The following is an 11,514-nucleotide window of genomic DNA, read 5'->3' as shown; positions in this document are numbered from 1 at the left end:
TTATCGGCAGAAGCTGTCCCTTTTCAGAGGTCCAATTGAAATTCCTGCTGCTCGGCTTCCATCTCCGCAAACAAGTTCTTCAAGAAGCTGACCCGATGAAGCGGGGTCGGTCCGAACGCCTTCAACTGCTCCCGATGCAGTTTCGTTGCGTAGCCTTTATGTACGGCGATTCCGTATTCCGGATACTGCTTATCCCATTCGAGGCACATGCGGTCGCGTGTGACTTTGGCTAGAATCGACGCGGCTGCTATCGATTGGCTGCAGGCATCCCCGTGAATGATGGCAAGCTGCGGCAAGGGAGAATCCACCTTTTCCGCATCGACGAGAAGATAATCCGGCTGCGGTGCCAACTGCTCCAGAGCTTGCTTCATGGCAAGCCGAGCTGCCTGCTTGATGTTGATCCGGTCGACGATCTCGCTCGAGACCGCCGCGATCCCATAGGCAATCGCTTGCTCCCTTATCAAATCAAACAGTTCGTCGCGCTTCTTCGCGGTCAGCTTCTTTGAATCATTGACTCCTTCGAGCACGAGACCTTTCGGCAACACCACTGCCGCCGCCACGACATCCCCGAACAAGCAACCTCTTCCCACCTCGTCAATTCCAGCAATGTGGTGAACGTCGTCGCGCTTCCACAAATCCTTTTCGTATGCCAAGAGATCGATCGTCGTCTCTTCCGTTCGTTTCATTCGCTCGTTCTCTCCTGTCGGGATTCGCAAGGGTTCCCTAATCTTCGATTCTCGTATTATACTAGAAAAACAGTCTGGACGATATCAAAGACACGGTCAATACGCTCTATCTTCAGCAGCTATCTATTGAGACATTATGAATAACAGGAAAACAACGAAGCTCTTCTTCGCGATTTTGAAGCGATCTAAGAAGCCGACCAACATAATGAAAAGCCCGTTCCTCCTGGATGCCCGCCTGATCGGCGGCCCTTGAGAAACGGGCCATTCTTATTAAGAACTCAGCTTATCCAAGCTCCCCCGGATGCTCCAGACTGATTCGGCCGAGCTTGCCGTCGCGCAGATCCCGCAGGAACAGCTGTGAAGCCTTCTCCAGGTCGACACGGCCTCCGCTGATCAGACAGCCCCTCTTGCGGCCGATGCCTTCCATCAGGGCGACCACATCGTCCGGATTGTCCAGATCAAGCTTATCTGGCTCGATCCCGAGCTGATAGCGCTCATTCAACTCTCCCGCATAATGCGGAGCCAAATATTTCAGCGTATAGAACACAACGTCCTGAGCATGCAGCACCTCATCGCGGATCGCACCGGTCGCCGCCAGTCTCACGCCTACCGCTTGATCCTCGAACTTGGGCCACAGGATTCCCGGCGTATCCAGCAGATCCAGGCCGTCCTGGGTCTTGATCCACTGCTGCCCCTTGGTTACACCGGGTTTGTCTCCGGTGATCGCGACCTTCCTTCCAGCTAGCCGGTTGATCAAGGTGGACTTCCCCACGTTGGGGATGCCTACGATGAGCGCGCGCACCGAACGGGGATTAACCCCTCTGGCCCGTTGGGCTTCGATCTTCTCGGCAAGCAGCGCGCGGCTCTTGGGAACGAGCTCCCTCACTCCCGTGCCGCTGCTGGCGTCGATGGGCAATGCTTCAAGCCCTTGCTCCTTGAAGTATTCGACCCAGTCGGAGGTCGTCTTCGGATCGGCCAAGTCCTGCTTGTTCAAGAGCACGAGCCGGGGCTTGCCCTTCAAGATCTGGTCGATCATGGGATTGCGGCTCGACAAAGGAACACGGGCATCGAGGAGCTCAATCGCCAGATCGATCAGCTTCAATTTTTCTTCAATTTGACGGCGCGCACGCGTCATATGACCGGGAAACCATTGAATGGTCAAGCGGTTCACCTCTCCCTGACTGCCGGAAAAGGCGTATGTGCAAGCCTGTCCGGTTAATTCTTATGGTTGACTATCGTTATTTTGTTCAAAGGCCAGAAGACGATATCCGCCCGACCGATAATTTTCTTGTAGCTGACAGGACCGATAATCCGGCTGTCCGTACTGTCGACGCGGTTATCTCCCAAGACAAAGACCGAACCTTCCGGAACGGTTTCCTCTGGAAAATCCGCATTATAATTGCCATTCGTCTCTTCTTTGTACCGTTTGACCGCATCGGCTATGTAAGGCTCCTCCAACGGCTCTCCGTTAACAAGCACCTTGCCTCCGGAGATCGCAACGGTTTCACCGGGCAAGGCGACCACACGTTTGATATAATCCTTATCCTCGGTAGCATGGAAGACGACCACTTCTCCACGATGGGGTTTACGCAGATGATAGATCCATTCGCTGACAATCAGCCGTTCGCCGGTAAAAAAGTTCGGCTGCATCGAAGGTCCATCAACGATAAACGGCTTGAATATGAAAACCCGAATGACGATGACCAGTACCACGGCGATCAGAATGGCCTTGGTCCACTCCCAGACTTCACTCTTTGCAGCAGGCTTGACCGGTTGGGTATTCTCGTCCTTCTCGTCCAACTCCATGGCGGGGCCTCTCTTTCTCCTCATCGAATGCAGTCATCGTTTACGACTAACCAGTGCGGATTTCTACCAACGAAAAGGGGCTTGTTACAATAACAAGCCCCTTGGTCGTTTTAGCGGATTTCTTGAATTCTAGCTGCTTTACCGCGCAGGCCGCGCAAGTAGTACAGTTTCGCACGGCGGACTTTACCGCGGCGAGCCACTTCAATTTTCTCAATCTTCGGGGAGTGCAGCGGAAGCGTACGCTCAACGCCTACTCCGTAGGAGATTTTGCGAACGGTAAACGTTTCGCTGATTCCGCCGCCGCGGCGTTTAATTACAACGCCTTCGAAAAGCTGAACCCGCTCGCGAGAACCCTCGATAACCTTCACGTAGACCTTCAGCGTATCGCCAGGGCGAAAGCTCGGAATGTCTTTGCGAAGCTGTTCCTTCGTAATCTCTTGAATCAAATTCACAGGATTCCCTCCTTCCCCACAGGTGTTCATGGCGCTCTCCAAGATGTCAATATCCAAATGTGTTGGCGCAGAGGACCACCGGATTAAAAAACCACAACACGAATCATGATAGCATATCCGCCCGAAAAAGACAATATTTCCTTCGAAGAAAGCCATAGAAAGTCAAAAGGGGCCGGAACCGATAAGCGGTGAGAAATCCTCGTCAAGTCATGTACAGGATAAAGGTGGAGCCGTCGCAAACAAGCGGCTGGAGGGAATCGAATGACCGCATCCGGCCGCTTGTTGACGTTTGGGTCCCCTTACACGTGCTCGCGGTCCGTATCGGAAGTGTCAACTGGCGTTGAAGTGAGCTTCCGCTCCTGCTCCCACTTCCGCACCAGCTGCTGCTCCTTGGCCGTAAGACCGGCGGAGGGAAGCAAATCGGGACGCCGCTCCCAAGTGCGACGGAGCGATTGCTCTCGCCGCCAGGCATCGATATTCCGGTGATGCCCGGAGATCAGGACCTCCGGTACGTTCCACTCCCGGTAGCTGGCTGGACGCGTATAATGGGGATATTCCAATAGCCCCGTACTGAAGGAATCCGTGACCGCCGAGGTCTCGTTGCCAAGCGCTCCCGGTTGAAGCCGCACCACGCTGTCGATCACGACCATCGCCGGCAGCTCTCCCCCGGTGAGCACATAATCTCCAATGGACAACTCGTCGGTCACCAGATGCTCGCGAATGCGCTCGTCATAGCCCTCATAATGGCCGCAAATAAAGATCAGGTGATCCTCGGCGGCGAATTCTTCCGCTTTGCTCTGGGTGTAGGGCTCTCCCTGCGGACACATCAAAATGATGCGGGGGGGCTTCTCCCCTTCGCGATCATCCGCATTCTGAGCGAGCAAGTCCTCCACTGCCGCAAAGATCGGCTCCGGCTTCAAGACCATCCCGCCACCGCCGCCAAAGGGATAATCGTCTACGGTATTATGTTTATTGGTCGAATAGCGGCGGAAGTTGACCGTGTTCACCTGTACGAGCCCCTTCTCCCGAGCTTTGCCGAGTATGCTCGCTCCGAAGACGCCCTCGAACATCTCCGGGAACAGCGTCAGTACGTCGATTCTCATCTTACAGGAGTCCCTCCATGAGACGAACGGTCACCCGCTTGTCCACCACATTCACGCTCAGGACCACTTCATCAATGTAAGGAAGCAGAAGCTCTTTGCCATTCGGCATCTTTACAATCCACACATCATTGGCTCCCGGCGTGAGGATTTCCTTGATCGTGCCGAGATCCTCTTCTTCTTCCGTGAACACGCGGCAGCCAATGATCTCATGATAGTAGTATTCCCCGTCCTCGAGATCGACGAGATTTTCTCCGCGGACTTTCACATCCCAGTTCTTGACCTTCTCCGCTGCGTTGATGTCGGCAAATTCCTTAAATTTGACCATCCAGACATTTTTTTGCGGACGTCCCGACTCCACGGTCACGGGAAGTTGTTCTCCAGAAGGCCCGAGCAGAATGAGCTCGCTCCCATTTTGAAATCGGATATCGGGGAAATCGGTCTGCGAGACCAGCTTCAGCTCTCCGCGAATGCCGTGGGTATTGACGATTTTGCCAACATTGTACAGTTTCTCTTCCATGTAACCTCCCTGAATGATTGGACGGAGCTTGACCCGTCCGGATTGTCGTGCCAGAAAGTGACAAAGAGCCTGCCCGGTTTGCCGGAAACAGACTCCCCTGCTGCTGCGGTCCGGGTCTCTATCCGTTAGGATATGATCTCCACAGACACGCGTTTGTTCTCCTTCACAGCCGCAGAAGTGACGACCGTGCGGAGAGCTTTGGCGATGCGCCCTTGCTTGCCGATGACCTTGCCGATATCGGAAGGATTCACCGTCAGCTCGTAGACGATGCCATATTTGTCTTCCACTTCGTTCACACGCACATCTTCCGGATGGTCAACCAACGCTTTCGCGATCACGGTCACTAGATCCTTCATGGGCATTCCTCCAACCGGGTACGGTTACTTCTGGAGTTTGGATTCGTGGAATTTCGTCATGATGCCAGCCTTGCTGAACAGGCTGCGGACGGTATCGGAAGCTTGAGCTCCGGTTTGGAGCCACTTCAGCGCTTTCTCTTCGTCAAGGGTAACCGTAGCCGGTTTCGTCAGCGGGTTGTACGTGCCGATTTCTTCGATGAAGCGACCGTCGCGGGGCGAACGGGATTCAGCGACAACAACGCGGTAGAAAGGAGCTTTGTGAGCACCCATACGTTTCAAGCGAATGCGAACTGCCATGATTAAAATTCACCTCCTTACTAGAATAACCTGACGCAGCATAAGCTGCGGAATTGTAACCAACGCGATCTCGTTCAGCTAGATGGTGATCAGCCGAAGGGGAATCGGAAGTTTTTGCCCATCTTGCCGAGCGGGCCTTTGCCCTTGTTCTTGAAGCCTTTGCCGCCCGGACCCATCATGCCGGAAAACTGTTTCATCATCTTGCGCATATCGTCAAATTGCTTGATCAGCTTGTTGACTTCCTGAATCGTCGTTCCGCTGCCGCTCGCGATCCGCTTGCGGCGGCTGGCGTTCAGAAGCTCCGGATGCGACTTCTCCTGCTTGGTCATCGAATGGACGATGGCGGTGACCCGCCCGATCTGCTTGTCGTCCACCTTCATGTCCTGCATGCCCTTCATCTTGCTCATGCCGGGAATCATGTTCATGAGCTCATCGAGCGGCCCCATCTTCTTGACCTGCTCCATCTGGTCGATCAGATCGTCGAAGGTGAACTCGGCGGTGCGCATCTTGCGCTCCATCTCCTTCGCCTTCTCGGCGTCAATGCCGGCCTGGGCTTTCTCGATCAGGGTGAGCACGTCGCCCATGCCAAGAATCCGCGAAGCCATCCGATCCGGATAGAACGGCTCCAGCGCATCCGATTTCTCGCCGGTTGCGACGAACTTGATCGGGCAGCCGGTGACGGCTTTGACGGACAGCGCCGCACCGCCGCGGGTATCTCCGTCGAGCTTTGTCAGGATGACGCCGCTCAGCTCCATCTGCTTGTTGAAGCTCTCCGCCACATTGACGGCATCCTGCCCCGTCATGGCGTCGACGACAAGCAGGATTTCATCGGGAGAAATCGTCTCCCGGATATCCTTCAATTCTTCCATCAAGGCTTCATCGATGTGAAGACGGCCTGCCGTATCCACGATCAAGTAATCGTTGCCGTTGTCCTTCGCATGCTGCAAGGCGTTCTTCGCGATCTCCACCGGGCTTGTCTTGTCGCCCATCGTGAACACCGGAACTTTGAGCTGCTCTCCCAGCACCTGCAGCTGCTTGATGGCGGCGGGACGGTAGATGTCACAAGCGGCGAGCAGCGGGCGATGATTCTGCTTTTGCAAAAGCCGTGCCAGCTTGCCGGTTGTCGTCGTCTTCCCCGCGCCCTGCAAACCGACCATCAGGATGACCGTGGGAGGGCGGTTCGAGCGGGCTAGCTTGCTTTGGGTACCGCCCATGAGAGCGGTCAGTTCCTTGTTGACGATATCAATGACGACCATGCCGGGCGTAAAGCTCTTCATGACTTCCTGCCCGATGGCCTGTTCCTTGATTTTGCCGATCAATTCTTTGACAACCTTGAAATTTACGTCCGCTTCCAGGAGGGCCAGACGCACTTCGCGGAGGGCTTCATTCACATCGTCTTCGGTGAGCTTGCCTTTCCCGCGGAGCTTGCCGAACACATTTTGCAGTCGGTTGGACAAACTTTCAAACGCCATCGCCACACCTCCTCTTTCGGGTTCGTCTTCATGCTCGAATCTTCATGCTCTATAATAGAAGTACTACGGTCTAGTCTTCGATTTGTTCCAATTGCTCGATGCAAGCGAGAGCCTGCTGCTTAGCCATATCGCCTTCATGGGGGTCCCAAACGGCAAGAGACTCCTTCAGGCTGTCGAGCAGCTCCGTTCGCCGCTCGTGATTGGCTGCGAGGCCTAGCTTCTCCTCATAGGATTCCAGCGTTGCCTCCGCACGGCGGATGTGCTCATAGACCGCCTGCCGGCTAATCGCAAATTCCGAGGCGATCTCGCCCAAGGAGAGATCATCGAGAAAATAACAGGTAAGGAAGGTTTGCTGCTTCTCGGTGAGCAGGGGTCCGTAAAAGTCAAACAGCAGATTCACTCGGGTCGTCTTCTCCAGCACATTGTCCGAGGACATGCAGACTACCTCCCCGTAAAGAAAAAAACCTTTACACATCTTTAACCTTGAACAGTTTACCCGAATACGGGATGAATGTCAACGACGAAACGTTGTCACCCAGAAATATTTTCGATCAGCTTTGAAGATCACTCATCCATTTGGTATTCTTGATGAATCATTCGCTTGATGAACGGGTTTTGTCAGATTCCCATAATCAGAACTGAAGAATCGCGTATCCATGAAGAGAGCCCATTCATAACCACGCCCATCAATCCCAGTAATTCAAGAGAGGGTCCTTCCCATTCGACAGAAAAGAGAAAGCATTTATAATCATTATGTACCTGCGGTAGAGCCTGATCACGACAGCGCTGCAGAAGCATTATGGTTCCTCTATTATGAGGACAAGCTGCTGGTTCAGGAAAAGGGAGAAAAGGTCGAGCTTCCTCTTGCGACTTGTGCCAAAGCGGTCACCGACTGGGGGATTTCGCAGGAGACCACCCATTATTTAGGCACTTGGCAGGGGGTCCCTTGCTACACGGCGCCATTCACGGGAGAGTTTAGCACACTCCCTGCTTCTTATCAGTTTCAAGCCTTGAGGGGCTTGTATGAACGAATGAGCGAAGGGCTATTTCATTTGGCCGGCAGAGCGGTTCAGATCGTCGCATGGGCACGCACTCATCGCTTCTGTGGAACATGCGGCACTCCAACCGTTCGTTCCAAGAAGGAGCATACCATGCTCTGCCCTTCCTGCGGAATCTCGTACTACCCCCGGCTGGCTCCCGCCGTCATCACCGCCATCCTGAAGGGGAACCAGGTTCTGCTTGCGCGAGCCCGACATTTTCCCGAAACGATGTTCGGTCTTGTCTCCGGTTACGTAGAACCGGGTGAAACCTTGGAGGATGGCGTCAAGCGCGAAATCCGCGAGGAAGTCGGAGTGGAGGTTCGCAATCTTCGCTATTTCGGAAGCCAGCAGTGGCCATTCCCCCATTCCCTGATGATCGGCTTTCTTGCCGATTATGAGAGCGGGGACATCACGGTTGACGGAGAAGAGATCGTCGAGGCGGATTGGTTCGACGCCGACCATCTGCCGCATATTCCGCCTCGGGTCAGCATCGCTCGCAAGATGCTCGACTGGTTCAAGGATGAGTATTCGCATCAATTCAGTTAGAGGAGGTTCGCTCATGAGTTGGTCCACGTTAATCGGTTTTCCATACGAATATTCAGATGAAATCCGGCAGATCGACGAGAAGCTGCTGGAGCTTATCCAAGCGAGGAAAATAGCGGCAGGCAGTGAGCTCATCTTCCCTCCGGAAGACCAGATTCAAGCTTGGGCGAACCGGTTTGAGATGCAGCCGGAGCGAATCCGCTGGCTCTTTCAAACCTTCCAAAGCTCCTCGCGCAGAATGATATTTCCTTCCACGGAGGGCAACCTGACCGGCATTGTTCCCGTACTCAAGAAGACTGCGCAAGAGGATTGCGAATACTTTTTCACTCATGTCATGAACCATGAGAATGTGAGCTACGCCCACATTGAGGTAAGCTATTTACCGGAAACCGACGATCAATCCATAACCGTCTTCCCTCGACTTAGCATGGAAATCCGGGGATCGGAAGACTATGAGACCCGTTCCTATGGGCATCAAGGCGCTGGTGCTTCCGCATCCTTGCGGTTTCTCATCTCCCCTCCTCTGCCGGACAAGCTGGACGGGATTTCGTTCCACCTTGTACCTGATTATTCGTATGAAATGCCGAAGTCGAGAGAGATCGTTTTGGATAAACCCGTATTCTTTTCATAACGGTTTGACAAGGAAGCTGACATCACGGTATAACTGGTAATAATACAAGTGATGTAGTGAATTCCGCGAAGAGAGCAACACCGCCGGAACCCCCCGCCTCCAGAGAGTTGGCGCCTGCTGCGAGCCAATGGCTGGACCCGCCGGATATCCTCTCGGAGAAGCAGAGCTGAACGCACTCGGGTAGAGGCCTTTTAAGCCGAATCATCCCGATTGTTCAAGTAAGCTCTGACGGTTGGTCCTCCGTTACCGGACCCGCGCTCACAACAGCGCTCCAAGCGCCGCACAGGAGCGGGTCTCCGATTCGTCTATCGTAGCCCGGCATCATCTCCACGCGGAACAAGGGTGGTACCGCGAGAAGCCCGTCTCGTCCCTTTAGAGTGTGTTTGCAAACCCGACCGTTTCATGGGCTTGCGAACACGCTTTAGGTGGACGGGACTTTTTTATTTTGCGAGAAGGATGGGATATTCATGGTGGGAGCACAGCCCGACGAACGTGTCGGTATGCAGGAAATCGTCTACGCGCATCATATGTTGAAGGATGTCATCAAGAGGACGCCGCTCATACGGGACTCGTTTCTGTCTGGCAAATACGGCTGCAACGTCTATTTGAAACGGGAAGACCTGCAGGTCGTACGGTCCTTCAAGATTCGCGGGGCTTATCATCGCATCCGTTCACTCACGGCAGAGGAACGGGAAAAGGGAATCGTCTGCGCAAGCGCGGGCAACCATGCTCAAGGGGTGGCTTATTCCTGCCAGGCTCTCGGCATTCAAGGCAAAATCTTCATGCCCAGCACGACTCCCCGGCAAAAGGTGACCCAGGTGAACTTTTTCGGCGGATCGAATGTGGAAGTCATCCTGACCGGCGACACGTTCGACGATGCGTTTGCGGAAGCGATGAGAACCTGCGAGGCAACCGGCATGACCTTCGTTCATCCGTTTGATGACCCGCGGATTGTAGCGGGCAACGGAACCATCGCCATGGAGATCATGGAAGACATGCAGGCTCCCATCGACTACATGTTTGTTACGGTCGGCGGCGGCGGGCTCATCTCGGGGATCGGTGCTTATGTGAAAGCGATCAGCCCGCACACGAAGCTCATTGCGGTTGAACCCGAAGGGGCGGCTTCCCTCAAAGAATCATTTGCGCATGGGGAAGTCGTCACCCTGGATACCATCGAGAAGTTTGTGGACGGCGCGGCGGTAAAACGGGTCGGCAGCCTCAATTTCAAAATCGCCCGGGAAGTCGTCGATGACATCACCCTCGTCCCGGAAGGCAAAGTGTGCACGACCATTCTCGAGCTGTACAACCAGAATGCCATCGTGGCCGAACCGGCCGGAGCCCTGCCCATTGCAGCACTCGACTTCTACCGGGATGAAATCAAGGGAAAGAATGTCGTCTGCATTGTGAGCGGCGGCAATAATGACATCGACCGCATGCAGGAGATTAAGGAGCGCTCGATGATCTACGAAGGGCTGAAGCATTACTTTACCGTCCAATTTCCTCAACGGGCAGGAGCTCTCCGCGAATTCCTGGTGGATGTGCTCGGTCCGAATGACGATATCGTGCTGTTCGAATATACGAAGAAGAACAACAAAGACAACGGACCGGCCCTCGTCGGCATCGAGCTCAAATACCGTGACGATTATGAGCCGCTCCTCGAACGGATGAACCGCAAAGGGTATCCCTTCCGGGAGCTCAACGAAGATCCGATTCTATTTCAGCAGCTCATTTGATCGGCTATCTGAACAACGAAAGAGCCTCCCGCGAAGCTGACTGCTTTGGTCCAACCTCCGGTAAGGCTCTTTCTTTCCTCCATTATCGGTTCAGGATGCCGAGCATGTTCTCGCCCATCACCGCTCTCGCGATCGCCTCGTCCCCGCACAGCTTCCGGAAGGCTTCCAGCGCGAGCTCGAGATCTCCATACGGCCGATCCACTCCGAACAAGCATTTTTCGGGAAGCTCATGGATGGCGATCTTGAGAACGAGGGTCGAGTAATAAGCGGATGTATCGAGGTAAAGGTTTGGAATCGTCTTGACGAGATCCAGCGTCTCCATCCAAAAAAAACCTCCCAGATGCCCGATTATGACAGGAACAGAGGGGTGCCGAGCGGCAAGCTCTGCGATATCCTGGATATCCTTCAAATGAAGCGGATGGAAGGCGTGAATCCAGATCGGAAGCGAACCGAAACCGGTAGATGATCGAAAAATCGGTGTTAACTTCGCCACACTTCCGCTTGCGAGCGTAAACTCCCCCATTCCCGCTAGCCCGTTTCCGACAATGTTCTTTTCGATGTAGCGGTCGGTTTCCTCCTGCGTCATCCCGATAGGCACGTTGCCGAATCCGATGTACCGGTCGGGATAGCTTCGAACCGCCTGCAGCAGCTCCTGAAGAGCACGTGTCCTCGCTTCCGTCTGTGACTTTTGACCGGACAATATTTTGCCGAGCTCTGCCATTTCATTTCGGATCTCTTCAACCGTAGTCGCGGTCTCGGGATGAATGGAAGTGGAGAACAGAACCGTTCGGTCTACGCCGCACCGGTCCATCTCCTCGATGTGCTGCTCTAGAGGCAGCGTGACATGGGAATGACCGTCAATAATCATAAGAATCCCC

At 54.2% G+C, this 11,514-nt stretch carries 14 protein-coding genes; 3 read left to right on the top strand and 11 right to left on the bottom strand.

The genetic code is table 11. The features are described from left to right. Window positions 1-23: 23 nt before the first annotated feature. The 10 genes from BN2684_RS20250 to BN2684_RS20205 form a co-directional block, all read right to left on the bottom strand. Entirely contained in the window at window positions 24-686 is a 663-nt protein-coding gene (locus tag BN2684_RS20250; protein WP_082652095.1) for a ribonuclease HII, read from the bottom strand. 283 nt (window positions 687-969) lie between these two features. Continuing rightward, window positions 970-1,848, bottom strand: coding sequence for a ribosome biogenesis GTPase YlqF (gene ylqF / locus BN2684_RS20245; RefSeq protein ID WP_058303908.1), 879 nt, complete (start codon window positions 1,846-1,848; stop codon window positions 970-972). A gap of 53 nt (window positions 1,849-1,901) precedes the next feature. Continuing rightward, window positions 1,902-2,492 (bottom strand): signal peptidase I, encoded by a 591-nt coding sequence (gene lepB, locus BN2684_RS20240; protein ID WP_058303907.1) that lies wholly within the window; start codon window positions 2,490-2,492, stop codon window positions 1,902-1,904. A gap of 110 nt (window positions 2,493-2,602) precedes the next feature. Continuing rightward, window positions 2,603-2,974 carry a 50S ribosomal protein L19 gene (gene rplS, locus BN2684_RS20235; RefSeq protein ID WP_187385785.1) on the bottom strand — a complete coding sequence of 124 codons (372 nt, stop codon included), beginning with the start codon at window positions 2,972-2,974 and terminating at the stop codon, window positions 2,603-2,605. Window positions 2,975-3,243: 269 nt separating this feature from the next. Next, complete coding sequence (trmD, locus tag BN2684_RS20230) at window positions 3,244-4,047, bottom strand: tRNA (guanosine(37)-N1)-methyltransferase TrmD (protein WP_058303905.1); 804 nt, start codon at window positions 4,045-4,047, stop codon at window positions 3,244-3,246. 1 nt (window position 4,048) lies between these two features. Continuing rightward, the gene (gene rimM, locus BN2684_RS20225; RefSeq protein WP_058303904.1) at window positions 4,049-4,564 is read right to left on the bottom strand and encodes a ribosome maturation factor RimM; all 516 of its coding nucleotides are present in this window, start codon (window positions 4,562-4,564) and stop codon (window positions 4,049-4,051) included. A gap of 125 nt (window positions 4,565-4,689) precedes the next feature. Then, window positions 4,690-4,920 carry a KH domain-containing protein gene (locus tag BN2684_RS20220; RefSeq protein WP_058303903.1) on the bottom strand — a complete coding sequence of 77 codons (231 nt, stop codon included), beginning with the start codon at window positions 4,918-4,920 and terminating at the stop codon, window positions 4,690-4,692. 24 nt (window positions 4,921-4,944) lie between these two features. Next, window positions 4,945-5,217 (bottom strand): 30S ribosomal protein S16, encoded by a 273-nt coding sequence (rpsP, locus tag BN2684_RS20215; RefSeq protein ID WP_058303902.1) that lies wholly within the window; start codon window positions 5,215-5,217, stop codon window positions 4,945-4,947. A gap of 89 nt (window positions 5,218-5,306) precedes the next feature. Then, window positions 5,307-6,689, bottom strand: coding sequence for a signal recognition particle protein (ffh, locus tag BN2684_RS20210; RefSeq protein WP_058303901.1), 1,383 nt, complete (start codon window positions 6,687-6,689; stop codon window positions 5,307-5,309). Window positions 6,690-6,759: 70 nt separating this feature from the next. Then, entirely contained in the window at window positions 6,760-7,125 is a 366-nt protein-coding gene (locus BN2684_RS20205; protein ID WP_058303900.1) for a putative DNA-binding protein, read from the bottom strand. A gap of 253 nt (window positions 7,126-7,378) precedes the next feature. Here BN2684_RS20205 and nudC point away from each other — a divergent pair, with 253 nt between their 5' ends. The 3 genes from nudC (at window position 7,379) to ilvA (ending at window position 10,636) form a co-directional block, all read left to right on the top strand. Continuing rightward, window positions 7,379-8,275: an NAD(+) diphosphatase gene (gene nudC, locus BN2684_RS20200; RefSeq protein ID WP_316245534.1), complete on the top strand. Its 897-nt coding sequence runs from the start codon at window positions 7,379-7,381 to the stop codon at window positions 8,273-8,275. Window positions 8,276-8,288: 13 nt separating this feature from the next. Then, window positions 8,289-8,903, top strand: a complete 615-nt coding sequence (locus BN2684_RS20195; protein WP_058303898.1) for a chorismate mutase family protein — start codon at window positions 8,289-8,291, stop codon at window positions 8,901-8,903. 467 nt (window positions 8,904-9,370) lie between these two features. Continuing rightward, window positions 9,371-10,636 (top strand): threonine ammonia-lyase IlvA, encoded by a 1,266-nt coding sequence (gene ilvA, locus BN2684_RS20190; RefSeq protein WP_058303897.1) that lies wholly within the window; start codon window positions 9,371-9,373, stop codon window positions 10,634-10,636. An 82-nt stretch (window positions 10,637-10,718) separates the two neighbouring features. Here the strand turns inward: ilvA and BN2684_RS20185 are convergent, their stop codons facing one another. Next, a complete protein-coding gene (locus tag BN2684_RS20185; RefSeq protein WP_058304654.1) occupies window positions 10,719-11,504 on the bottom strand; it encodes an amidohydrolase family protein in 786 nt (261 codons plus the stop codon). Window positions 11,505-11,514: the final 10 nt, after the last annotated feature.

Origin of the sequence: Gorillibacterium timonense (assembly GCF_001457415.1) — a bacterium.
GTDB classification, from domain to species: Bacteria; Bacillota; Bacilli; order Paenibacillales; family NBRC-103111; genus Gorillibacterium; species Gorillibacterium timonense.
This window is presented reverse-complemented; position numbering and strand designations above follow the sequence as displayed.

What these genes read in the sequence shown, in the direction of transcription:
- BN2684_RS20250 (WP_082652095.1), bottom strand. Translation starts at nt 686, where the DNA reads ATGAAACGAACGGAAGAGACGACGATCGATCTCTTGGCATACGAAAAG.
- lepB (WP_058303907.1), bottom strand. Translation starts at nt 2,492, where the DNA reads ATGGAGTTGGACGAGAAGGACGAGAATACCCAACCGGTCAAGCCTGCT.
- rplS (WP_187385785.1), bottom strand. Translation starts at nt 2,974, where the DNA reads ATGAACACCTGTGGGGAAGGAGGGAATCCTGTGAATTTGATTCAAGAG.
- trmD (WP_058303905.1), bottom strand. Translation starts at nt 4,047, where the DNA reads ATGAGAATCGACGTACTGACGCTGTTCCCGGAGATGTTCGAGGGCGTC.
- rimM (WP_058303904.1), bottom strand. Translation starts at nt 4,564, where the DNA reads ATGGAAGAGAAACTGTACAATGTTGGCAAAATCGTCAATACCCACGGC.
- BN2684_RS20220 (WP_058303903.1), bottom strand. Translation starts at nt 4,920, where the DNA reads ATGAAGGATCTAGTGACCGTGATCGCGAAAGCGTTGGTTGACCATCCG.
- rpsP (WP_058303902.1), bottom strand. Translation starts at nt 5,217, where the DNA reads ATGGCAGTTCGCATTCGCTTGAAACGTATGGGTGCTCACAAAGCTCCT.
- ffh (WP_058303901.1), bottom strand. Translation starts at nt 6,689, where the DNA reads ATGGCGTTTGAAAGTTTGTCCAACCGACTGCAAAATGTGTTCGGCAAG.
- BN2684_RS20205 (WP_058303900.1), bottom strand. Translation starts at nt 7,125, where the DNA reads ATGTCCTCGGACAATGTGCTGGAGAAGACGACCCGAGTGAATCTGCTG.
- BN2684_RS20195 (WP_058303898.1), top strand. Translation starts at nt 8,289, where the DNA reads ATGAGTTGGTCCACGTTAATCGGTTTTCCATACGAATATTCAGATGAA.
- ilvA (WP_058303897.1), top strand. Translation starts at nt 9,371, where the DNA reads ATGGTGGGAGCACAGCCCGACGAACGTGTCGGTATGCAGGAAATCGTC.
- BN2684_RS20185 (WP_058304654.1), bottom strand. Translation starts at nt 11,504, where the DNA reads ATGATTATTGACGGTCATTCCCATGTCACGCTGCCTCTAGAGCAGCAC.